The organism is Methanoculleus horonobensis (assembly GCF_001602375.1).
Classification (GTDB): Archaea; Halobacteriota; Methanomicrobia; order Methanomicrobiales; family Methanoculleaceae; genus Methanoculleus; species Methanoculleus horonobensis.
Window position 1 is genome coordinate 96,576 of record NZ_BCNY01000007.1, and the last position, 21,116, is coordinate 117,691.

Annotated in this window: 22 protein-coding genes and 1 tRNA gene; 10 read left to right on the forward strand and 13 right to left on the reverse strand. The window is 63.6% G+C overall.

From position 1 onward, the window contains the following. The first annotated feature begins 10 nt into the window (after positions 1-10). Together MCUHO_RS01030 and MCUHO_RS01035 are read left to right on the forward strand one after the other, a co-directional pair. Complete coding sequence (locus MCUHO_RS01030) at positions 11-1,138, forward strand: acyltransferase (RefSeq protein WP_235808109.1); 1,128 nt, start codon at positions 11-13, stop codon at positions 1,136-1,138. 82 nt (positions 1,139-1,220) lie between these two features. Continuing rightward, on the forward strand, positions 1,221-1,760 hold the full coding sequence (locus MCUHO_RS01035) for an SRPBCC family protein (protein ID WP_235808110.1): 540 nt from the start codon (positions 1,221-1,223) through the stop codon (positions 1,758-1,760). A 51-nt stretch (positions 1,761-1,811) separates the two neighbouring features. On the opposite strand, the gene MCUHO_RS01040 is transcribed toward MCUHO_RS01035, so the two are convergent. From MCUHO_RS01040 to serA, 4 genes are all read right to left on the reverse strand, one after another. After that, positions 1,812-2,249 (reverse strand): PIN domain-containing protein, encoded by a 438-nt coding sequence (locus tag MCUHO_RS01040; protein ID WP_067072438.1) that lies wholly within the window; start codon positions 2,247-2,249, stop codon positions 1,812-1,814. Further along, positions 2,239-2,478 (reverse strand): hypothetical protein, encoded by a 240-nt coding sequence (locus MCUHO_RS01045; protein WP_067072440.1) that lies wholly within the window; start codon positions 2,476-2,478, stop codon positions 2,239-2,241. Before MCUHO_RS01045 ends, MCUHO_RS01040 begins: the two co-directional genes overlap by 11 nt. Before the next feature lie 1,086 nt (positions 2,479-3,564). Further along, a tRNA-Val gene (locus MCUHO_RS01050) sits at positions 3,565-3,638 on the reverse strand. Between the two features lie 136 nt (positions 3,639-3,774). After that, the gene (serA, locus tag MCUHO_RS01055; protein WP_067072442.1) at positions 3,775-5,358 is read right to left on the reverse strand and encodes a phosphoglycerate dehydrogenase; all 1,584 of its coding nucleotides are present in this window, start codon (positions 5,356-5,358) and stop codon (positions 3,775-3,777) included. A 94-nt stretch (positions 5,359-5,452) separates the two neighbouring features. On the opposite strand from serA, the gene ppsA reads away from it, so the two are divergent. The 7 genes from ppsA to MCUHO_RS01090 are packed head-to-tail and all read left to right on the forward strand — an operon-like array spanning position 5,453 to position 13,781. Continuing rightward, the gene (ppsA, locus tag MCUHO_RS01060; RefSeq protein WP_067072488.1) at positions 5,453-7,741 is read left to right on the forward strand and encodes a phosphoenolpyruvate synthase; all 2,289 of its coding nucleotides are present in this window, start codon (positions 5,453-5,455) and stop codon (positions 7,739-7,741) included. Then, positions 7,734-8,831: a tyrosine decarboxylase MfnA gene (gene mfnA / locus MCUHO_RS01065; RefSeq protein WP_067072444.1), complete on the forward strand. Its 1,098-nt coding sequence runs from the start codon at positions 7,734-7,736 to the stop codon at positions 8,829-8,831. The genes ppsA and mfnA overlap by 8 nt, the downstream gene beginning before the upstream one ends. Then, a complete protein-coding gene (gene hpt, locus MCUHO_RS01070; RefSeq protein ID WP_067072486.1) occupies positions 8,824-9,375 on the forward strand; it encodes a hypoxanthine/guanine phosphoribosyltransferase in 552 nt (183 codons plus the stop codon). Before mfnA ends, hpt begins: the two co-directional genes overlap by 8 nt. Continuing rightward, positions 9,353-10,306, forward strand: a complete 954-nt coding sequence (gene dph2, locus MCUHO_RS01075; protein WP_067072446.1) for a diphthamide biosynthesis enzyme Dph2 — start codon at positions 9,353-9,355, stop codon at positions 10,304-10,306. The genes hpt and dph2 overlap by 23 nt, the downstream gene beginning before the upstream one ends. Beyond that, positions 10,303-10,914: an METTL5 family protein gene (locus MCUHO_RS01080; protein WP_067072448.1), complete on the forward strand. Its 612-nt coding sequence runs from the start codon at positions 10,303-10,305 to the stop codon at positions 10,912-10,914. Before dph2 ends, MCUHO_RS01080 begins: the two co-directional genes overlap by 4 nt. 4 nt (positions 10,915-10,918) lie before the next feature. After that, positions 10,919-12,088, forward strand: coding sequence for an MFS transporter (locus tag MCUHO_RS01085; RefSeq protein ID WP_067072450.1), 1,170 nt, complete (start codon positions 10,919-10,921; stop codon positions 12,086-12,088). 43 nt (positions 12,089-12,131) lie between these two features. Further along, a complete protein-coding gene (locus MCUHO_RS01090; protein WP_067072452.1) occupies positions 12,132-13,781 on the forward strand; it encodes an ABC1 kinase family protein in 1,650 nt (549 codons plus the stop codon). A 141-nt stretch (positions 13,782-13,922) separates the two neighbouring features. On the opposite strand, the gene MCUHO_RS01095 is transcribed toward MCUHO_RS01090, so the two are convergent. Genes MCUHO_RS01095 through cofG form a run of 5 tightly spaced genes read right to left on the reverse strand, consistent with a single transcriptional unit; the run spans position 13,923 to position 16,628 of the window. Next, positions 13,923-14,201 (reverse strand): ferredoxin-thioredoxin reductase catalytic domain-containing protein, encoded by a 279-nt coding sequence (locus MCUHO_RS01095; RefSeq protein WP_067072454.1) that lies wholly within the window; start codon positions 14,199-14,201, stop codon positions 13,923-13,925. 54 nt (positions 14,202-14,255) lie between these two features. Next, a complete protein-coding gene (locus MCUHO_RS01100) occupies positions 14,256-14,621 on the reverse strand; it encodes a phosphoribosylformylglycinamidine synthase subunit PurQ (protein ID WP_067072456.1) in 366 nt (121 codons plus the stop codon). A 3-nt stretch (positions 14,622-14,624) separates the two neighbouring features. Next, complete coding sequence (gene purS / locus MCUHO_RS01105) at positions 14,625-14,867, reverse strand: phosphoribosylformylglycinamidine synthase subunit PurS (RefSeq protein ID WP_067072458.1); 243 nt, start codon at positions 14,865-14,867, stop codon at positions 14,625-14,627. Further along, positions 14,864-15,589 (reverse strand): phosphoribosylaminoimidazolesuccinocarboxamide synthase, encoded by a 726-nt coding sequence (gene purC, locus MCUHO_RS01110; protein ID WP_067072460.1) that lies wholly within the window; start codon positions 15,587-15,589, stop codon positions 14,864-14,866. Before purC ends, purS begins: the two co-directional genes overlap by 4 nt. Before the next feature lie 43 nt (positions 15,590-15,632). Next, a complete protein-coding gene (cofG, locus tag MCUHO_RS01115; protein ID WP_067072462.1) occupies positions 15,633-16,628 on the reverse strand; it encodes a 7,8-didemethyl-8-hydroxy-5-deazariboflavin synthase CofG in 996 nt (331 codons plus the stop codon). Between the two features lie 189 nt (positions 16,629-16,817). Here cofG and cofC point away from each other — a divergent pair, with 189 nt between their 5' ends. Next, positions 16,818-17,465: a 2-phospho-L-lactate guanylyltransferase gene (cofC, locus tag MCUHO_RS01120; RefSeq protein ID WP_067072464.1), complete on the forward strand. Its 648-nt coding sequence runs from the start codon at positions 16,818-16,820 to the stop codon at positions 17,463-17,465. On the opposite strand, the gene cofE is transcribed toward cofC, so the two are convergent. Genes cofE through glyA form a run of 4 tightly spaced genes read right to left on the reverse strand, consistent with a single transcriptional unit; the run spans position 17,391 to position 21,104 of the window. Beyond that, positions 17,391-18,197, reverse strand: a complete 807-nt coding sequence (gene cofE, locus MCUHO_RS01125) for a coenzyme F420-0:L-glutamate ligase (RefSeq protein ID WP_067072466.1) — start codon at positions 18,195-18,197, stop codon at positions 17,391-17,393. The two genes, cofC and cofE, sit on opposite strands and share 75 nt — an antisense overlap. Next, positions 18,194-18,991 (reverse strand): dihydropteroate synthase, encoded by a 798-nt coding sequence (folP, locus tag MCUHO_RS01130; protein WP_235808111.1) that lies wholly within the window; start codon positions 18,989-18,991, stop codon positions 18,194-18,196. Before folP ends, cofE begins: the two co-directional genes overlap by 4 nt. Beyond that, positions 18,985-19,836 (reverse strand): bifunctional methylenetetrahydrofolate dehydrogenase/methenyltetrahydrofolate cyclohydrolase FolD, encoded by an 852-nt coding sequence (gene folD / locus MCUHO_RS01135; RefSeq protein ID WP_067072471.1) that lies wholly within the window; start codon positions 19,834-19,836, stop codon positions 18,985-18,987. Before folD ends, folP begins: the two co-directional genes overlap by 7 nt. Further along, positions 19,833-21,104, reverse strand: coding sequence for a serine hydroxymethyltransferase (gene glyA, locus MCUHO_RS01140; protein WP_067072473.1), 1,272 nt, complete (start codon positions 21,102-21,104; stop codon positions 19,833-19,835). The genes folD and glyA overlap by 4 nt, the downstream gene beginning before the upstream one ends. Between the last annotated feature and the right edge of the window lie 12 nt (positions 21,105-21,116).

Sequence of the window (21,116 nt, forward strand, 5' to 3'; positions counted from 1 at the left end):
ATAGAGAGGTGTGGCAGCGGTGGTCTGGTTCCGGGAGGTCGAGTACATGCGGGGGTTTGCCGCCCTCGCCGTGATCGCCGTCCATGTCTCGATGAACTACACCCGGATCCCCGCCGTGAACCCGCTCGCCCTCCTCGACGTCTTCATCTATATCGCCGCCCATTTTGCCGTGCCCGTCTTCATCTTCGTCTCCGGGTGGGTGCTCGCGGCGCGGTATGCGGGCGACTACTCGCCCGGTGAGTTCTACCGCCGCCGGGCGAAGACGATCCTTCCCCCCTACCTCTTCTTCACCGCGTTCTACCTCCTGGTCGCGGTCGAGGCGACGATTGGGTTCGCGGGGGTGCCTTCTCCGGAGAGGGTGGCAGAAGCCCTCCTCCTCGGGAACGCGGCCTACCACCTCTGGTTCTTCGTGCTGATCATCCAGCTCTACCTTCTCTTCCCGCTCATCGTGCGGGGCTACGACCGGATCGACCGGGTCGGTGCGGGGCTCTTCCTCCTCCTTGCCCTCTTCATCGTCCAGATCCTCTGGAACGCGGGCGCCCACCTCGCGGGAGCGTTCGCGGGTCCGGAGTGGTACACAGCCCTGATCCGCCTCTTTCCGTCGCACCTCCTCTACTTCGTCCTCGGCATCCACGCTGCCCGGCATACTGATGACTGCCGCTCGGCCCTCCGGTCGATCCCGCCGGGGTGGGTTCTCGCCGCGGCCGGTGCGGGCGCTCTCCTCCTCGGCGGGATCTGGATCGCGAGCGTGATCCATTACGGGAGCCTCGCGGGCACGACGCTCGCGGTCTTCTGCATCTACCGGATCCTGGAGCCGCTCTACTACGTCCCGGTCATCGCGGTGCTCGTCCTCGCGGCCTGGCGGCTGGAGGAGACGGCCGGCCGCCCGGCGGCTGCCACCCGGTCATTCGGGGAGCACTCCTACGGGATCTACCTCGTCCACCCGCTCGTCATCGCCGCCGCTGCGAGTCTCTGGGCCTCGCTTACGGGGCTCGCGTGGGCGGACTGGCCGACCTACCCGGTGGTCTTCATCGCGGCGGTGCTCGGGAGTTATGCGGGCGTGCGGCTCCTCTCCGGCGTTCCGTACGCGGGGTGGCTGCTCGGGGAGTCGCGGGTGCGGCGAGAACCGCTGCAATGAAGAGTGTGCCGTTAATCCGACACCGTCGGGACGGCCGATAATCTATAAACAAGATGAAGCCCCCCAGGGGGTGCAAAAGGAGATGAACAGAATGGCACAGGAACTCCAGAAGAGCGAAGAGCCGGCCCGGGAAGAGCGGAACCCCACCCGGATCACGGCGGAGCCCGGAAAGCAGGATATGTTCGTCGTCCGGGAGTTCGACGCCCCGCGAGAACTGGTCTTCCGGGCCCACACCGATCCGGAACTCTTCAAGCAGTGGATCGGCCCGCGGGGTCTCACTACGAGGATAGAGACGTTCGAGCCGCGGAACGGGGGCCGCTGGAGGTACGTCCAGACGGACGAGGAGGGGAACGAGTACGGGTTCCATGGGGTGAACCACGATCTGACGCCGCCCGAGCGGATCATCCAGACCTTCGAGTTCGAGGGGCTCCCGGAGTCCGGGCACGTCGCCCTGGATGTGGCGAAGTTCGAGGAACTGCCCGGCAACCGGACGAAGTTTACCGGCCAGTCGGTCTTCCTCTCGGTTGAAGACCGCGACGGGATGATGGAGTCCGATATGGAGGCAGGCATGAAGGATTCCTATTCACGGCTGGACGAACTCCTGGAGAGGCTGCAGAAGTAGGGTTGTCGGGTGCGACGGGGATGAACGGCAGGAGGTACACCTGCGGTCCGCTCACCCTTCCCGGTACGGGTTGACGACTGTGATTCCGGGGATGCGCTGGAGGTGCGCGTCTTCGGTGATTATCGTGCCGATCCGGGACTCGATCATCGTTGCGACGAGGAGCGCATCCCAGAAGTGGACGTTGTGCCTGTCACGGATCTCGTGGGCGGAGAGGATGGTTTCGCTGCTGTAGGCGACAACGTTCCAGCCTTCGAAGTCCTGGATGTCCCGGATGAATCGTTGCACGTCTTCCGTCGGCATCGGGTTCTCGACCTTCTCGGTCACGACCACCGAGAACTCCGCGAGGTTCTGTACCGAGACCGAGTAGCGCATCTCCGACTCCCAGCACGCCGTAACGAGATCCTTCGATATGGGCCGCTTCTCAGGTGCGTCCGCGTCGAAGAGGTAGACGAGGATGTTCGTGTCGATGAGCGGCGGGCTACCGGTCATACAGGTCCTTCCTCGACGTATACTTCCGTGCCCCAAGATGGTACGCCTTTTTGGTCAGTTCGAGAGCGTCCTGTGCAACCTCCTCCTGCGTCTTCTCCCGGATCCAGATCTTCATCGCTTCGGTCGCCGCTTCGCCGAGCGCTCCCTTCCGCTTCCCGAGGATCTTCTCGACCAGCCTCCGGAAGTCCTGCTCCGTTCCGTCATCGATGCTCAGGGTGATCGTGCCCATGGATATACGTAGATGGTTGAAATATTTAAATGTTTGAGGGATGTATGTGGATATGCTGGCCGGGGGATGAATCTGGTGTTGCATGCCAGATGAATTAGTCCCAGGAGTGAGTGCTTATGCTATTCGTTGACATCTATTCTGATTTTGTTTGCTTATAGTAAAATGGAATATTCACTCAAAAAGTTCAGGTGTCTATTTTTATATACTCGAATGGGTTATTGCTCATTGTCTGGTGGAATAATTATGGCAAAGGAAAGGATTAACAACCCAAAAACACATGCAGATTTCCGCATTCGGCAAAGGACTACCAATAAGGGAAAAAAAGGGCAGATTATGGGTAGATACCATAAGGACTAGGTGTTGGCATGGCTACTCGAAGGAAAAAGGATCCCTTTGACTTAGAACCAATTAAGTTACCTAAACTCACCTTGCCGAAAACTCCGAAGATTAAAGAGCCGGTGTTGCCAAAGATCACCTGGGAGGGCTTGGGTTTTACAGGATTAAACACCATTGATCAATTCGATGAGAAGAAAAAACGCGTACCTATCCCTCAAAGTATTAAAACGGAAATTCTGCTTAGGTGCAAGGGGAAATGTGAGAAATGCCATACCTCTTTGAAGGGTCTGAAACCCGACATTCACCATAAAAATCGGGATCCGGCAGATAATCGAAAAGTGAATCTACTTGTTGTATGCCCCAACTGCCATAGAAAACTGCACACGAAATAACATTCTTTTAATACCCTTTTTGGAACATCGAGGGTGCGAGTAGATCCCTTGCCTTCTGGCTAAGTGGCTCAGGCTGTCATCATATTTAGCCCGTGCTACAATATCACCAGCGAACCAGGATGTCTGTATTCCGGTGCGAGTGTCCGGACACCCCATGGGGCAAGGGCAGAGGTGATATTATGAAGAGTAAATCGAAAAATAAACGCGATAGCCTGATATTGCACATCACAATCTCACGGGAAGTATACGATTGCCTGCATGAAAACGCGAGAAACATCTCCCGATTCATCGATAGCCTCGTCCGGAATATCCTCTCCGGAAAGAACCTTATAGAAGCAAAGTTTCGCAAAAACGGTGATGGGCTCGCTGAGATTCGAACTCAGGACCTCCGCCATGTCAAGGCGACGTCATAACCAGCTAGACCACGAGCCCGTGTCTGCCCGACGATCCATAAGGTTGGTGCTCCGGGTATAAAATTATTGCCACGCGCCGAAAACCGCCCCGTCCCGGCTCCGCCGCATCGGGGGCCGGCACGCGGCAAAAAGGGGGGTGGGGGTGATCGGACGGATCAGATCTCGGCGTGCTTTGCCGTGTGGATGCCGTCGATCTTCTTGATCTCGTCCATCGCGTCGGCCGGCACCGCAGAATCGACGGTGAGAACCATCAGGGCCTCTTCGCCGGGCTTGTGGCGGCCGACCTGCATCCCCGCGATGTTCACGTTCGCGCGGCCGAGGATCGTCGCGGCCTTGCCGATGACGCCCGGCTTGTCGGTGTGGCGGGAGATGACCACGTGGCCGGTCGGGGTCAGGTCGGTCATGTAGCCGCCGATGCTCACGATCCGCGCGCGGTTCGGGCCCGAGACGCTCCCGCTTACCGTCTCCGTCATCGTATCGGTCTTCGCGATGATGGTGATGATGTTCTTGAACCCCTGCGCCTCCTCGGTCGTCGTCTCGCTCATCCGGATGCCGCGCTCCTTCGCGACGAACTCCGCGTTCACGATGTTGACCGGCACCTGGAGGATCGGGTCGAGCATGCCTTTTAAGATCACGCGGGTGACGAACTTGGTATTCGGCAGTTGAGCAGCCTCGCCGCCGTAGGTGACCTCGATCGACTCGAGCCGCCCTTCGGTGAGCTGGATGAGGAGCCTGCCCATCTTCTGCGCGAGCATTGCGTAGGGCTCGACCAGCGCCTGCTGCTCCGCCGGGATCATCGGTGCGTTCACCACGTACTTCGCCGCGCCGCCGGAGAGGACGCTGATGCACTGGTTCGCGACCGAGATCGCGACGTTCTTCTGCGCCTCGACCGTGCTCGCCCCGAGGTGCGGGGTGACGATCACCTTATCGAGCCCGAGGAGCGGTGAGTCCGTCGGCGGCTCGTTCTCGAAGACGTCCAGCGCCGCACCGGCGACCTTTCCGCTCGCGACCGCGTCTGCGAGGGCCGCTTCGTCGATGATCCCGCCGCGGGCGCAGTTGATCAGCCGGACACCGTCCTTCATCGTCGCGATCGTCTCGGTGTTAATAACGTGGCGCGTCTCCTTGATCAGCGGCGTGTGGACGGTGATGACGTCGGCTCTCCGGAAGAGTTCGTCGAGCGGCACCATCTCCACGCCGAGGCTTGCCGCCTTCTCCTTCGTGATGAACGGGTCGTAGGCGATGCACTTCATCGCCATCGCCTGTGCCCGCTTCGCCACCTCGTGCCCGATACGCCCGAATCCCACGATACCGAGAACCTTGTCGTTCAGCTCGACGCCCATGAACTTCGAGCGTTTCCACTCGCCCTTTTTGAGGGACGCCGTCGCCTGGGGAATATTGCGCGCGAGCGAGAGCATCATCGCCATCGTGTGCTCCGTGGCCGCGAGGGTGTTTCCTTCGGGGGCGTTCGCAACGATGATGCCTCTCCTCGTCGCCGCATCCGTATCGATATTGTCGACCCCGGCGCCGGCACGGCCGATGAACTTGAGTTTTGCTCCCGCGTCGATGACCTGCGCCGTCACTTCTGTTCCCGAGCGCACCAGCAGACCATCGTAGTCTCCGATAATAGCAACAAGCTGATCCTCGGTCAGCCCGGTGTTGACATCCACATCGCAGAATTCTTTCAGGATGTCGATCCCTTCCTCTGCCAGCGGGTCGCTGACCAGCACTCTATATTTCACGGTTCAACCCATACTAATTCAACATCATATGTATTGATGCTTTTTCCTCCGAAATCTTTTATGTAATGGTGAGAAGTATATGTGTGGTGCGAGCATGAAGGAAATGCCCAACGTTCTGTGGCTCGAAGAAATAAAAAAGGAAGATATCATTTCTGTAGGTGGAAAGGGGGCCTCATTGGGCGAGATGACGGCCATCGGCCTGCCTGTGCCGAAGGCGTTTGTGGTGACCGCCCAGGCGTTCCGAAGGTTTCTTATCGAGACCGGGATCGAAGAAGAACTCTTCCGCAAACTGGAGCGTCTGGACGTAGACGACAACGGAGCGCTCGAATCGGTCTCCCGGGAGGTGCAGGATATCGTCCTCGGCGTCGAGATGGCCGACCAGATCCGGCAGGATATCGTCGAAGCATACGATCGGATGGGGGCGAACGGAACGGTCGTCGCCGTCCGTTCGAGCGCTACCGCCGAAGATCTGCCTGATGCCAGTTTTGCCGGCCAGCAGGAGACGTTCCTCAATATCCTCGGGGAGACCGACCTCCTCGACGCTGTCCAGCGGTGCTGGGCCTCGCTGTACGGCGCGCGCGCCATCTACTACCGGGCGAAACAGGGATTCGACGACCGGAGCGTGAACATCGCCGTCGTCGTCCAGGAACTCATCGGCTCGGAGAAGTCCGGCGTCATGTTCACCTCCCATCCCGTCACCGGCGAACCCCTGACGATCGTCGAGGGTTCCTGGGGTCTCGGGGAAGCCGTCGTCTCGGGGAGCGTCTCTCCCGACAACTACGTCTTTGACCTGCGCTCCGAGCGGGTCGTCGACCGCCTGATCGCCGAGAAGGAGATCATGATCGTGCCGGAGGGCAGGCACGGGACGAAGACCGTCAAACTCTCCGCGAAACAGCGCACTGCCCCGGTCCTCTCCGACGCGGAGGTGGCGCGCCTCGCAACGCTCGGTAAGATTGCCGAAGACCACTACGGCGTCCCGCAGGACGTCGAGTGGGCGATCGTCGGCGACGAATTCTTCATCCTCCAGTCCCGGCCGATAACGACGATAAAGCGCCCCGAGATCCCGCATGGCGGGGCCGCAGGGCAGCAGAAAGGCCCCCTCGGCGTGGTGCTGGTCGAAGGCCAGGGCGCATCCCCCGGCGTCGTGAGCGGCCGTGTCGTCATCGTGCGCGACGTCAAGGACACGAGCGGCGTCAAGGACGGCGACATCCTGGTCACCAAGATGACCAACCCCGACATGGTGCCGGCGATGCGCCGGGTCAGCGCCATCGTCACCGACGAAGGCGGCATGACCTGCCACGCGGCCATCGTGAGCCGCGAGCTCGGGACTCCCGCGGTCGTCGGAACCAAGAAGGCGACCAAGTTGCTCAAGGACGGCCAGATCGTCACCGTCGACGGCGAGAAGGGCATCATCTACGAGGGAGCCGTCGCAGCCCCGGCAGCAGCGGCCCCGGCAGCCGCACCGGCGGCGGCAGCGGCCGCCCCGGTCATCACCGGCACCCTCGTCAAGGTGAACGTTTCCCTCCCTGAGGCCGCACAGCGTGCCGCCGCCACCGGCGCGGACGGCGTCGGCCTCCTGCGGATCGAGCACCTCATCCTCGGCCTGAACAAGACCCCCGGCTGGTACATCGCGAACAACGCAGAGGAAGATTTCATCGCCGAACTCTACGGCGGCATCAAGACGGTGCTCGACGCCTTCCCGGGTAAGCCCGTCTGGGTCAGGACGCTCGACGCCCCGACCGACGAGTTCCGCAACATGGTGGGCGGAGAGACCGAACCGATCGAGCACAACCCGATGCTCGGCTGGCGCGGCATCCGCCGTGATCTCCAGACCCCCGACCAGTTCCGCCTGCAGATAGAGGCGTTCAAGCGGCTCTGGGCGGCGGGCTACGACAACCTCGGCGTGATGTTCCCGATGGTCAACCACCCGAACGAGTTCGTCAGAGCCCGGGCGCTGATGAAGGAGTGGGGCGTCGACGTGGAGAACGCGACCCTCGGCGTCATGATCGAGGTTCCGAGCAGCGCCATCCTGGTCGAGGACTTCATCCGGGCCGGGATCCGGTTCGCCTCGTTCGGGACGAACGACCTCATCCAGTACACGCTCGCAATCGACCGGAACAACGAGCACGTCGCCGATATGTACCAGCCCAAGCACCCCGCCGTGCTCCGGCTGATCGACTACGCGATCAGCGTCTGCCGGGAGAACGGCGTCGAGTGCTCCATCTGCGGCCAGGCCGGCTCCGACCCCGAGATGGTCACATGGCTCGTCGAGCACGGCATCTCCAGCGTCTCGGCGAACATCGATGCGGTCCCCCGCATCCGCGAGGCCGTAGCGCGGAAAGAGCAGCAGATTCTCCTTGATGCGGCGAGAAGAAATGCGTGAAGTGGGTTGCCCTGAGGAAGACCTTTTCTCCTTCCTCTCGTCGAAACGGCGGGAGGATCTCGGCTACCGGAATATCTTAAGTTCGATGTGCACCCCGCCCCACCCGGTCGCGGCGCGGGCGCACGCCATGTTCCTCGAGACCAACCTCGGCGACCCCGGGCTCTTCCCGGGGACGGCCGCGCTCGAGGATCTCCTCGTCCGGAGGCTCGGTACCCTGATGCACCATGCGGACGCCGGAGGGTACGCGACCTCCGGGGGAACCGAGTCGAACATCCAGGCGCTCCGGATAGCAAAGAAGCAAAAGCCGGTGAAGTCCCCGAACATCGTCATTCCGGCGTCGAGCCACTTTTCGTTCATGAAGGCCTGCGACATGCTGGGGCTTGAGATGCGGACGGTGCCGCTTGACGCCGGGTTCCGGATGGACGCAGAGGCGGTCGACGGCTTCATAGACCGGAATACGATCGCGATCGTCGGTGTCGTCGGGACGACGGAGTACGGCATGGTCGACCCCATCGCCCGGCTCTCGGAGATCGCCCTCGACCGTGACGTCTTCCTCCACGTCGACGCCGCGTTCGGCGGGATGGTCGTCCCGTTCATCGACCGCCCCGTCCCGTTCGACTTCAGCCTCCCCGGCGTCTCCTCCATCTCCGTCGACCCCCACAAGATGGGGATGAGCACCATCCCGGCGGGCTGTCTCCTCACGCGGAACCCGGAATGGTTCGCGTGCCTCAACGTCGATACCCCTTACCTGACGGTGAAGCGGGAGTGCACCCTCGCCGGAACCCGGCCGGGAGCGTCGGTGGCCGCGGCAGTCGCCGTCCTCGAGTACCTGGGGATGGACGGCATGCGGGCGGTGGTCGCCGGGTGCATGGAGAACACCCGAAGGCTGATCGAGGGGATGGAGACGCTCGGCTACCAAAGAGCCGTGACCCCGGACGTCAACGTGGCGACGTTCTCCTGCGACCGTGTGCCTGCCGGCTGGCGGGTCTCGACGACCCGGAACAGCCATATGCGGATCGTCTGCATGCCGCACGTCACCCGCGACGTCGTCGAGCAGTTCCTTGTAGATATGGGTGATATAGATGCTTGAACGCCTGATTCATTCGCTGGAAACCTCCCCCGTCATGAAGCGGGGAGAGTACAACTACTTCATCAACCCGATCACCGACGGGGTGCCGCTCCTCGAGCCCGCGCTCCTCCGCGAGATCGGGTGCGCCATGGTGCGGAACCTCGACCTCAAAGACATCGACAAGATCGTCGTCTGCGAGGCGATGGGCATCCACATCGGCGTAGCCTTCTCGATGATGACCGACATCCCTCTCGTGGTCGTCCGGAAACGCCCCTACGGCCTCCCCGGCGAGGTCGCGGTGCACCAGGCAACCGGCTACTCGAAAGGCGAGCTCTACTTGAACGGCGTCGCTCCGGGCGACCGGGTCGTGATCATCGACGACGTCTGCAGCACCGGCGGGACGCTCCGCGCCCTCATCAGCGCGATCGAACAGACGGGTGCCGAGATCGCCGACATCTGTGTCGTCATCTCCCGCGGCGACGAGGATATCGGCCGGCCGCTCAAGACCCTGGTGAAGATCGAGGTCTCCGAGACGCAGGTGCGTGTCGTTGATACCTGTCTCTGATCTCATAGGAAGACTCCGCGAGCGCGGGGTGCGGTCGGTCGCCCTCCAGTTCCCCGCCGGGCTCGCCCGGCAGGCGCCGGGGACGGCCGCCGCCCTCCGCGACGCGGGGTTCGAGGTGATCGTCAGCGGCGACCCCTGCTACGGGGCATGCGACCTCGCGCTCGACGCACTCCGATATGCGGAGGTCCTGGTGCACTTCGGCCACGCTCCGGTCGAGGAGCGGCCGAACGTGCTCTACGAACCCGTCCGGTTCGACTTCGACGTAACCGTGCTTGAAAAGGCCCTTCCTCTTCTCACCGGCCGCCGCATCGGTCTCGTCACCACCGTCCAGCACGTCCACCTGCTCGGCGCGATGACGGCCTATCTGGCCGACCACGGCATCGAGGCGGTCGTCGCCCCCGGCGACGGCCGGACGCCGATCCCGGGGCAGGTGCTCGGGTGCAACTTCGCCGCCGCCCGGGCGACGGGAGCGGACGAGATCCTCTTCGTCGGGACAGGGGTCTTCCACCCTATCGGGATCCGGCTCGCGACCCGGGCCCGCGTCGTCGCGCTCGACCCCTACACCGGCGAGGGAGAGGAGGTGGACGCCGACCGCCTGGTTCGCCGCCGCGCCGCGGTGATGGAGAAGGCGCGGGACGCCGCGAACTACGGGATCCTTGTCAGCACCAAGAGCGGGCAGCAGCGGATGAACCTCGCGCGAAGGCTCGCCGGCCTCTCTGACCGGGCGTTCCTGGTCGCGATGCGGGAGGTCTCGCCCGGCGAGATGCTCGACCTTGGATTCGGGGCTTACGTGAACACCGCCTGCCCCCGGCTCGCCTACGACGACCAGGTCAGGTTCCCCGTCCCGGTGCTGACGCCGCCGGAGTTCGAGATCCTCTGCGGCGCCCGGGACTGGGACGATTATGCCATCGACGAGTACCTTGCGCCATGAACCTGCGGCAACTTGAGATGCGGCTTGAGGGCCTCGCGGGGTTCGAGCGGCCGACCGCCCGGCTCGAGCAGTACCAGACCCCGGCGCCGGTGGCGGCCCGCCTCCTTCACCATGCCGCGATGCAAGGGGCGATCGAGGGAAGAGTGGTCTCTGATCTCGGGTGCGGGACGGGAATCCTCGCCTGCGGCGCGGCGCTCCTCGGCGCCTCGACCGTGACCGGAATCGAGATCGACCCGGCGGCGATCGAGGTCGCCCGGCGGAACGCGGAGACACTCGGCGTCTCCGTCGAGTTCCTGGTCGCCGACGTCCGCGATCCCGGCGTCGACTGGGACGCGCTCGCCTGCGACACCGTCGTGATGAATCCGCCGTTCGGGGCACAGAAGGCGCACGCCGACCGGCCGTTCATCGACCGGGCGCTCGAACTCGCGGGGGAGGTCTACGGCATCTTCAACGAAGGCTCGACCCCGTTCGTCGCCGCCTACACGGAAGGCCGTGCGGCGATCGAGGAGGTTATCCGGTGCGCGTTCCCGATGAAGCGGACGTTTGCGCACCACCGCAAAGACCGAGTGGATATTACCGTTGAGGTCATACACTTAAGGCGGATCTAATACCGTGACCTCCAATACCAAATCCGTCTGGGGGCTCTCCGCCGCCCACCTGGTGACCGACCTCTACTCGCCCGTCCTCCCCGCAATCCTGCCGCTCCTCATCGCGGACCAGGGCTACTCGTTCTTCCTCGCCGGGCTGATCGTCACGGTCTACAACCTTACGTCGTCGTTCGTGCAGCCGCTCGTGGGCTGGGTCTTCGACACCCGGGGATTTGCCGTCCACATCGGCACGAGCGTCGCCATAAGCGCGATCTTCATCTCCATCGTCGGGCTGCTCGACAACTACTATCTCGTGCTCGCGTCCGTAGCCGTCGCGGCGCTCGGGCACGCCTTCTTCCACCCGAGCGCGCTCGGCACCGTCAGCCGCCTGACCGGTGATGCAAAACGGGGCCGGATCACCTCCTACTTTGTCATCGGCGGCAACCTGGGCTACGCCATCGGCCCCATCTGCGCGGGCGTCGCCGTCGGCCTCATGGGCCTGCCCGGCCTCGCTGTACTTGCCGTTCCCGGCCTCGTGGTGGCTGTGGTGCTCCGGCGCATCCTGCCCGCCCCCGACCGTCGCTCTGTTCCGGCACCCGTCGCTCCCGTCACCAGGCCCTCCTACCGGGCAATCGCCCTCCTGGTCGCGGCATCCGGCCTCCGGGCCTGGGCCATATTCGGCTCGGTCGCTTTCCTCCCCACCATCCTCACCATGCGGGGGTTCGACCTCGTGACCGCGAACATCCTGGTCTCGGGCACGCTCATCGCCGGGGTCGTGGGGCAGGTCGTCGGCGGTGTGCTTTCCGACCGCTACGGCCGCAAGGAGTACACGATCATCGGGCTCGTCACCGCCATCCCGCCGTTCATCGTATTCCTCACGACCGGCGGCATTCTCTCGCTCGTCGCGCTGATGATCTTCGGGTTCATCCTGTGGTCGACCTTCGCCGTCACCGTCGCCATGGCGCACGAGATTGCTCCGGGCAATGTCGGGGTGGTCTCCGGCCTGATGCTCGGGCTCGCGGTCGGCGTGGGCGGGCTGGGGGTCTCGGTTACCGGCTGGATCGCCGATATGACGACGCTGACGCTCGGCCTCGCCACGATCCCGGTCGCGATCGTCCTCGCCGTGCCGCTCTTCCTCCTCGTCCCTTACCCCTGGAAGTCCCTCCTGCGGGGTCGGCTCCCCGCCCGGGGATGACCCGCCCCATCCCTTAAGTACCGGGAGTGCGGATTCATCCCCGATGGTCACCCGGTTCCAGCGCTACCGGCAGATCGCCGATGTGCTGGTCAAATACGGTTTCGGGATCCTCGTCGACGGGGTCGTTCCCGGAGGGGAACGGCTGCGAGGGATCGGGAGAGCCCAGAAAGACGGCCGGTCGGTGTACGAGCGGATCCGGCTCGCCATCGAGGAACTGGGGCCCACCTACGTCAAGTTCGGCCAGATCATGAGCACCCGCCGGGAACTCCTCCCCCCGGAGCTGGTCGAGGAACTGCAGAGGCTGCAGGACCGGGTCGCCCCGCTCCCCTACGACGAGATCCGGCCGGTGATCGCGCGGCATTGCAAGAATCTCGAGGAATGCTTCGACATCATCGAGGCGGAGCCGGTCGCGTCGGCCTCGCTCTCGCAGGTGCACCGCGCCGTGACGAGGGACGGCCGGGTTCTCGCCCTCAAGGTGCAGCGCCCGGGGATCGTCGAGTTGATCGAGACCGATCTTACGATCCTGCGCTCGCTTGCCAAGCGGGCGAACTCGCTCTTCCCCGACCTCCGGGTCTACGACCCGGAGGGGATGGTGGACGAGTTCGCGACCCAGATCCGGCGCGAACTCGATTTCACCCAGGACGGGATGAACGCGGAGCGCCTCAAGCGGAACCTCGCGGAGATGCCGTGCGTGAAGATCCCCCGCATCCACTGGGATCTCTCCGGCCCTTCCCTGCTTGCGATGGACTACGTGGAAGGTGTCCGCATCGACGACGTCGAGGCGCTCCGGTCGCTCGGCCTCTTCCCCGAGGAGGTCGCCGCGACAGGGTTTGAGGCCTACATCAAGCAGATCTTCGTCGACGGGTTCTTTCACGGCGACCCGCACCCGGGCAACCTTCTCGTGACCTGCGAAGGGGAGATCGTCTTTCTCGACTACGGCCTCGTCGGCGTCCTCCGCCCGGAGCGGCGGCGGGTCTTCGTGGATCTCCTCCTCGCCATGAGCCTGACGGACGTTGCCGGGGTGATCTCGGCGCTCAAGAAACTCGACGTCCGGATCGACCCGGCGGTGCTCGATGCGGTGAAAGACGATCTCTACGTGGTTCTGCTCGACTACCGGGAGACGAAGATCGAGCAGGTGAACTTCGGGACGGCGATCCGGGGCCTGACCGAGACCCTCCGGAGGTACCGTATCCGGGTGCCGCCGACCCTGATGATCATGATGAAGGTGATCGTCATGGTGATGGATATCGGCACCCGGCTCGATCCCTCCTTCAACTTCGATCAGAGGATCCGGCCGTACCTCCTCGAGATCGCTACGGCGCAACGGCTCTCCCCCGATAACGTGACGGGTGCGGTGCAGTCGGTCATCGGTGCGGCCGAAAGCCTCCTCGCCATCCCCGGGAACGTGAACGAGACCTTAAAGACCCTCTCCGAAGGGACGGTCAAGATCGAGCTCGAAGACCACGATCTCACCGAGATCGTCAACGTCATCGATCGGACGAGCGACAAGATCATCGTCGCGGTGGTCGTCGGCGCTATCGTCGCGGGCTCGTCGCTGGTCTTGAGGATGGACCAGGTTCCGATCCCCGAGTACCTCACGCTCCTCGCCACGCTGGGCTATGCCGCCGCGGTCGTCGTCGGGTTCTATGCGGTCTACAGCGCTCTCAGGCACGGAAGGACGTTTAAGAGATGAGCGACCTCCCCGATGGGGCCGGATCTTGAGCACCAAAGGTGCGAAGGGGAATGAGTCCGCCCACATCAGGCCTCACGCACGCTTCCCCCGTCGAACAGCGTACAGATAACCCCGAACGGGCTTCACAACGCCAAAAAAAAGTTATTCGCCCTTCTTGAAGAACAGCCGGCAGTGGCAGGTTCCCTGCTCCTCGATCTCTTTCTCGTGGTAGATGCAGGGGCAGACGATGATCCGGTCTTTCTCGGGGTCGCCGCTCCGGAGCCTGCAGGGGCAGTATGCCTCCCCGAACCGCTCCTTGTTCCGGGCGAGCCCGCGGAGGACGGCCTCGAGCTGCTTCTCGTCGACGTTTAAGATGAATCCTTTATCCTTCGCGTATGCCTTTGCCCTGGTCCGCGCCTCTTCGATTCCTTCTTCACTCATAGTAAAACTCCATTTGTCTAACTTATCGGCGCCTGTACTCTTCGATATAGGCTATCACCGAGTTAAAGATTTTGACTCCGTCATCCGATCCGGCACAGGCTCGCTCGCCCGCCCGGGATGCGGCATCATCGCGAGCACGTTCCGGGTCGCGGAGAGGACGCCGGCGATCTTCTCCGCCGACCCGTTCGGGTTGCTCTCGGGGTTCACGTTGTCGTGCTCGTCACAGAACCGGAACGCAACCCGCCCTTCGCGGTTCGGCCGCGCGAGCACCTCGTCGGGGGCGACGTATCGCCCCTCCGCATGGCCGATCGGGGGGCGGATGACCTCCCCTTCCCGTTCGACCCCGCAGACGTCCGCGAGGACGTGGTAGGCGTCCCGGCTGCAGTTGCTGCCGCCGAACTGCACCACTCCAAACCGCATGCCTCACTCGACCTCAATCGTGTAGTCGTGGATGATCGGGTTCGCGAGGAGCAGCTCGCACATCCGTGCCGCCTCCTCCCGTGCCGCCGCAGCATCCGGTGCATCGAGCGTGATCCGAAACAGCCGCGCCGTAGTCAGGTCATCGGTCGGGAACATCAGGTTCGCGAGGGCGTGCCGGGTGGCACGCGCCTCGGGGTCGAGCATCCCCTCTTTGAGTCCGATGGTGATGACTACGGTATATTTCATGCAGGCTCGCCCCAGGGCGGGGAGAGGATCCGTTTCGCGACGCCGGCGTAGGTCTCCATGACGTCCCCCTTGTTGAAGCGGTAGACGTCCTTGTCGAGAGACGTCCCGGTCTCCTTGTCCCAGAGCCGCATCGAGTCCATGCTGATCTCGTCGCCGAGGACGATCTCGCCGTTGTACTTACCGAACTCCATCTTGAAATCGACCAGGGTGATGCCGCGCAGGTTGAGGTAATCCGAGAGGAGTTCGTTTATTGCAAGCGCCATTGCCTTGATCTGGTCGAGTTCCTCGGGTGTGGCGAGACCGAGAGCGTAGATCAGGTCGTCGTTTAACATCGGGTCGTGGTGTGCGTCGCTCTTGTAGTCGATGACGATCAACGGTGGGTCGAGCGGTTCTCCTTCCCGGAACGGGTAGTTGCGCACGATCGAGCCGGCCGCGACGTTTCTCACGATCACCTCGAGCGGGATCATCTCAAGGTTCCGCACGGCGATGACGCCGGACTCGATGCTCTCGAGGTAATGTGTCCTGATACCGTGCTCTTCCAGGTACCTGAAGATGAAGGTCGAGACCTCTGCGTTGTATCTCCCTTTGCCGCTCAGGGTATCCTTCTTCTCACCGTCGAACGCCGTGATGTCGTCCCGGAACCTCATGATGTATACGTCCGGGTCGTCGGTGCGGTAGACGGATTTAGCCTTCCCCGTGTAGAGGAGGTCAGCCTGTTTCATGGTCGGATCTCCTGGTATCTGTTGTCCGGGATTTGTCATGAGGTTATGCACCCGCGCCCCGGCCGGGTGCGGCAATCCTCTCCGCGAGCCGCCGGATGAGGGGCTCGAGCAGGGGGGAGTACCAGCCTTTTTCGATGTACTGCGGGTAGATGCAGAGCCGTTCGCGGAGTTCGGCGTCCCCGGCGATCCGCCGGAGTTCGTCGATCTGCGGCCAGGGGTGCTCCGGGTTGACGTAATCGATGGTGAGCGGGGAGACCCCGCCGAGGTCGTCCACGCCGCACCCGATGAGACGGGATGCGTCCGCAAGGTTCGGGGGTATCTGCACCGCGACGTCCGGAGGCAGGATCTCGCGTGCGAGGTGGATCGCCGCACCGATCTCGTCGGGGCCGGGAACCGCCGCACCCTCCATCGCGGTCCCGGGTTTCGGGCAGAAGTTCTGGACGATAACCTCCTGGATATGGCCGTACCGCCGGTGGAGGTCGGCGATGACCCGGAGCGACTCCTCGCGGTCGTCCTCTGTCTCGCCGATCCCGAGCAGGATGCCGGTCGTGAACGGGATCGAGAGCCTCCCGGCGTTCTCGATCATCTCTATCCTGACCGCCGGGTCTTTTCCCGGGGAGTTCCTGTGCGCCGGAACGTCCGCGGTCGTCTCGAGCATCAGACCCATGCTCGCGTTCACCCTGCGGAGCCGGTCGAGTTCGGCGTAGGTGAGGATGCCGGCGTTGGTGTGCGGCAAAAGACCGCGCTCGATGGCCGCGAGGGAGAGGTCGTAGACGTAGTCGAGGATATCCGCGTAGCCGAGTTTCACCAGTTCTGCGGCAAAGCCCGGCACCGCGCCGGGCCGCTCCCCGAAGGTGAAGAGCGCTTCCGTGCACCCGAGCGCCGCGCTCGCGTCCAGTGTCCGGATGGCCTCGTCGGGCAGCATGACGCACCCTTCCTCGACCGGGGTGCGGAAACAGCAGTAGCCGCAGTGGTTCTGGCAGACCGTCGTTAAGGGGAGAAACGCGTTCTTTGAGAAGGTGATCACGCGCCGGTGCATGGCTATATGTCGGCATTCCCGCACATGAACCTTAGGGCAGAGAGCAACGAGGTCTCGGGCGAAGTGCGAGAACCGAAGCGTGAGCACCCGAAGGGTGGGAATCGGAGTTTTCGATTTAGCGCGGTCAGGCCTATCCCCGCTGCAGGGGAAACGATGCCTTTTTGATACTGCCCCGACAACCGTTTCTCAATGTACTTCCACGCGCTCATCCCCTTTAAGCCGGTGAACCCCAAGACGCGCCTCTCCTGCATCCTCAACCAGGAAGAGCGGGAAGCGTTTGCGCGGGAGATGCTTGAAGACGTGATCGCCGCCGTGCAGAAGTCCGGGTGCAGTGCCACCCTCCTCTGCACCCACTCCTTCAAACACGAAAACGCCCTCGTCGCCGTCCGGGCGGAGTCGTTGAACGACGCCATCAACTGGGCGCTCAAGCAGTTCCACTGCCCGGCGCTCATCATCATGGGCGATATCCCCCTGGTGACGGCCGGAGACATCCAGCGGCTGATCCGGACCGAGAAGGACATGTCCATCGTGCCGGGGCGGGGCGGCGGGACGAATATCATATTCTTGAAAAAGCCGCGGTGTTTCCGCGCCGACTACTACGGTGCGAGTTTCCTCGACCATATGCGGATTGCAGAGGAGTGCGGCTTCTCCGTCGAGGTGATCGACTCATTCAGGATGTCGACCGATATCGACGAGAAGGAGGACCTGGTCGAGATCCTCATCCACGGAAAAGGGAGAAAGAGCAGAGAGTACCTGGAGAACTCAGGATTCTCTATCGTCCTTGACGAGAAGGGACGGGTCGGCGTGCAGCGCGACCCCCATAAAGAGGCACTCTGAAGCATCGATCGTGGCGACCCCGGCGTAATCGCCGACGGGAAGCCCGATCCCCCGCACCACCGCCGCGGGGACGCACTCGCCCGCCTCTCCCATAACGAGTTCGGCGGCGGACGCGATGCAGTCCGCGACCGCTCTCTTCGTGACCTCGAGTTCGCGGCCGAAGAGATCTTTTTTCCCGCGCTCATCGACCACCGAGGGGATACCCGAACACCCGATCGCGACCCCGGAGCACCCGAGGCGCATCGCGTGCGTCCGGGAATCGACGACGATCACCCCGACGTCCGCACCCGACCGCCCGGCGATCGCGGCACGGATACGCGCTGAGGATGCGTCCGGGTCGAGGGGGAGGAGGACGAGCGATCCCTCCGGGGCGTTCGATGCATCGATCCCGGCGTTCGGCAGAAGCGTCCCGTTCTTCATGCAGAGCAGGAACCCGGGGATGCCGCCGACGATCCGGTCGCTCTCCCGGAGCACCACCTCGGCGTGCCGGGGATCCATATGGTAATCTTCGGCGAGCCGGAGGGCTTTTGCCGACGGCTCGACATCGGCGAGCCTCACGACCCGCCCTTCGGCGGTGGCGAGCGCGGACTCCGCCACGACCACGACGTCGCCCGTCTCGAACTTCCGGGCGGCCGACTGTTCGACGGACGAGAGAAGGTGCGCCGCGACGTCGTCGCCGGGGCGGAGCAGGGGGGTCGCAAGACCGTATACCGAGAATGAAGGTGTCGTCATGTCTGCCTCATCATTGCATGGACCCGCAGGAGGTCCGCGGTCTCGGCGACGTCGTGACTTCGCACGACGGCCGCTCCCGCGTCGACGAGCATCGTCGTGAGCGCGAGGGTGCCCGCGAGCCGGTCTTCGGGCTGGCGGCCGAGCAGGTCGCCGATGAACGTCTTCCTCGAGACCGCCGCAAGCACCGGGCGGCCGAACTCCAGGAACGAGTGAAAGTTCCGGCAGAGTTCCCAGTCGTCCTCGCTCGTCCGGCCGGGAACCCACCGCCCGACGGCGGGATCGAGGACGTACTCCTCGATCCCGAGGCACGCGCACCGGCCGACGACCGCTTCGAGGGCTTCCCGCGTGGCGGCAACTCCGGCGGCGTCGCCGGGCTCCCGGCAACTCGCCATCGCGAAGACCGGGAGCCCGGAGTCGGCGACCGCCCGGGCGTAGCGCTCTTCGGTAAGCCCGGAGATGTCGTTCACCGCGTGGACGTCGTGGCGGAGGCAGACATCGAGCACCTCCGGGTGCCGGGTATCCACCGAGAGGGTGATTCCGGTTCCGTCGAGCTCCGAGAGGGCGGCGTCCACCCGCGCCGCCTCCTCGGCGACGGTGATGGGAGAAGAGCCCGGGGCCGTGCTCCGCGCCCCGAGATCGATCATATCGGCGCCCGCCGCCGTCATGGCGAGGGCGCGGTCGTATACCTCTCCGGCCGGGATATAGGAGCCCCGGTAGAACGACTCGGGGCTGCAGTTGATGACGCCCATCAGGCGAACGGGGGCGTCGGCACCGATCCGGAGACGGTTTACCATACAGTGGTGTTGTCGCATGTCCTCAACTTGGCCGCCCTGAACGTGTTCTCCATCAGCGTCGCGATGGTCATGGGGCCGACGCCTCCGGGGACCGGGGTTATCGCTCCCACCCGATCTTTCACCGCCTCGAAGTCGACATCACCGCAGAGTTTGCCCTGCTCGTCCTGGTTGATCCCGACATCGATGACCGTCGCGCCTTCCTTCACCATCTCCGGCCCGACAAACTTCGCCTTCCCAATCGCGCTGACCAGGATATCGGCGTTTCGCATCTCTTCTGCGAGATTCTCGGTCTTCGAGTGGCATATGGTGACGGTCGCGTCGGCGTTCAGGAGCAGGGCGGCCATGGGCCGGCCGACGTCGATACTCCGGCCGACGACGACCGCCCGCTTCCCGCGAATCGGGATATCGTAGTCGTTCAAGATCGTCATGATCCCCTGCGGGGTGCAGGGGGCAAAGACCGGGCTTCCGGAAAACAGCCTGCCGAGGTTGCAGGGGTGGAACCCGTCCACATCCTTATCGGGCGCGACCGCCTCGATGACGCGGGCGGTATCGACCCCGGCCGGGAGCGGGAGCTGAATCAGGACGCCGTTGATGTCGGGGTCGTTGTTGAGGCGCGTGACCGCCTCGAGCACCTGCCCGGTCGTGGCGTCAGCCGGGAGTTCGATCCCGACCGACCCGATCCCGACGCGCTCGCACGCCCGGTGCTTCATGCGGACATACATCTGCGACGCGGGGTCTTCGCCCACGATGACGGTCGCGAGGCGCGGGTAGAGCCCGGACTCGTCTATGCTCTCTTTGAGGATCTCGAGCCTCTTCTCCGAGACCGCTTTGCCGTCGAGTATCATGCTACTTCAGGGTAGAGGGGATACTTGCTCGCGAGGGCTATAACCTCTTCCCTCACTTCGGTGATCGCTTTCTTCGAGGTCTTGTCCTTCGCGATATCCTTCACGACCCGGGCGATCCAGTGGGCGATCTGCTTCATCTCCTCCTCTTTCATGCCGCGCGAGGTGACGGCGGGCGTGCCGATGCGTAGACCGCTCGTCACGAAGGGACTGAGCTGTTCGCGGGGGATGGTGTTCTTGTTCACGGTGATCCCGGCTTCGCCGAGTGCGACCTCGGCCGCAAGACCCGTGAGGTGCTCGCCGTTCGTGGAGACCCCGGTCAGGTCGAGCAGGATGAGGTGATTGTCGGTGCCGCCGGAGACGAGATCGAGCCCTTCGCTCGCGAGGACATCGGCCATCGTCTTTGCGTTCTTGACGACCTGTCCGCAGTAGTCCTTATACGCGGGGGTCAGGGCTTCCTTGAAGCAGACCGCCTTTGCCGCGATGGTGTGCATCAGCGGGCCGCCCTGCATTCCCGGGAAGATGGATTTGTCGATCGCGGCTGCGTCCTCGTTGCTGCACATGATGGCGCCGCCGCGAGGACCGCGCAGGGTCTTGTGCGTCGTCGTCGTCACGATGTCGACGACCCCGACGGGGGAGTTGTGGTATCCGGTCGCGCAGAGCCCGGCGATGTGGGCGATATCGGCCATGCACCTCGCGCCGACGGTATCGGCGACCTCCTGGAAGGCCTTGAAATCGATCTCGCGCGGGTAGGCGCTCGCGCCGCAGACGATCATCTGGGGCTTCACCGTCCGTGCCAGGTCCTCGATCGCCGCGTAGTCGAGCGTTTCGGACTCGTGATCGACACCGTAGTGGAAGATGGAGTACCAGCGCCCGGTGATGTTGACCGGCGATCCGTGGGAGAGGTGGCCGCCCTGGGTGAGGCTCTGGCTCATGATCCTGTCCTTGTAGCCGAGGTAGGCGAAGTAGACCGCCTGGTTTGCCTGGCTCCCCGAATGGGGCTGGACGTTCGCGTGCTCGGCGCCGAAGAGTTCGCAGAGCCGGTCGCGCGCCAGGTTCTCCACGACGTCATGGAACTCGCAGCCGCCGTAATAGCGCTTGCCGGGGTATCCCTCGGCATATTTATTGGTCATGATGGAACCCATCGCCTCGAGAACCGCCTTACTGACGACGTTCTCGGAGGCGATCAATTCCAGCCCATTGATCTGACGCAGGCGTTCTTCCTCGATGACGCCCGCGACTTCTGGATCGAAGTTTGCCAGACTAGACATGCAGAAAAAGGG

What these genes read in the sequence shown, in the direction of transcription:
- MCUHO_RS01095 (WP_067072454.1), bottom strand. Translation starts at nt 14,201, where the DNA reads ATGAGTGAAGAAGGAATCGAAGAGGCGCGGACCAGGGCAAAGGCATAC.
- hpt (WP_067072486.1), top strand. Translation starts at nt 8,824, where the DNA reads ATGCTTGAACGCCTGATTCATTCGCTGGAAACCTCCCCCGTCATGAAG.
- mfnA (WP_067072444.1), top strand. Translation starts at nt 7,734, where the DNA reads ATGCGTGAAGTGGGTTGCCCTGAGGAAGACCTTTTCTCCTTCCTCTCG.
- cofE (WP_067072466.1), bottom strand. Translation starts at nt 18,197, where the DNA reads ATGACGACACCTTCATTCTCGGTATACGGTCTTGCGACCCCCCTGCTC.
- cofG (WP_067072462.1), bottom strand. Translation starts at nt 16,628, where the DNA reads ATGCACCGGCGCGTGATCACCTTCTCAAAGAACGCGTTTCTCCCCTTA.
- MCUHO_RS01035 (WP_235808110.1), top strand. Translation starts at nt 1,221, where the DNA reads ATGAACAGAATGGCACAGGAACTCCAGAAGAGCGAAGAGCCGGCCCGG.
- folP (WP_235808111.1), bottom strand. Translation starts at nt 18,991, where the DNA reads ATGGTAAACCGTCTCCGGATCGGTGCCGACGCCCCCGTTCGCCTGATG.
- MCUHO_RS01080 (WP_067072448.1), top strand. Translation starts at nt 10,303, where the DNA reads ATGAACCTGCGGCAACTTGAGATGCGGCTTGAGGGCCTCGCGGGGTTC.
- glyA (WP_067072473.1), bottom strand. Translation starts at nt 21,104, where the DNA reads ATGTCTAGTCTGGCAAACTTCGATCCAGAAGTCGCGGGCGTCATCGAG.
- MCUHO_RS01100 (WP_067072456.1), bottom strand. Translation starts at nt 14,621, where the DNA reads ATGCGGTTTGGAGTGGTGCAGTTCGGCGGCAGCAACTGCAGCCGGGAC.
- ppsA (WP_067072488.1), top strand. Translation starts at nt 5,453, where the DNA reads ATGAAGGAAATGCCCAACGTTCTGTGGCTCGAAGAAATAAAAAAGGAA.
- MCUHO_RS01040 (WP_067072438.1), bottom strand. Translation starts at nt 2,249, where the DNA reads ATGACCGGTAGCCCGCCGCTCATCGACACGAACATCCTCGTCTACCTC.
- cofC (WP_067072464.1), top strand. Translation starts at nt 16,818, where the DNA reads ATGTACTTCCACGCGCTCATCCCCTTTAAGCCGGTGAACCCCAAGACG.
- purS (WP_067072458.1), bottom strand. Translation starts at nt 14,867, where the DNA reads ATGAAATATACCGTAGTCATCACCATCGGACTCAAAGAGGGGATGCTC.
- MCUHO_RS01090 (WP_067072452.1), top strand. Translation starts at nt 12,132, where the DNA reads ATGGTCACCCGGTTCCAGCGCTACCGGCAGATCGCCGATGTGCTGGTC.
- purC (WP_067072460.1), bottom strand. Translation starts at nt 15,589, where the DNA reads ATGAAACAGGCTGACCTCCTCTACACGGGGAAGGCTAAATCCGTCTAC.
- folD (WP_067072471.1), bottom strand. Translation starts at nt 19,836, where the DNA reads ATGATACTCGACGGCAAAGCGGTCTCGGAGAAGAGGCTCGAGATCCTC.
- MCUHO_RS01045 (WP_067072440.1), bottom strand. Translation starts at nt 2,478, where the DNA reads ATGGGCACGATCACCCTGAGCATCGATGACGGAACGGAGCAGGACTTC.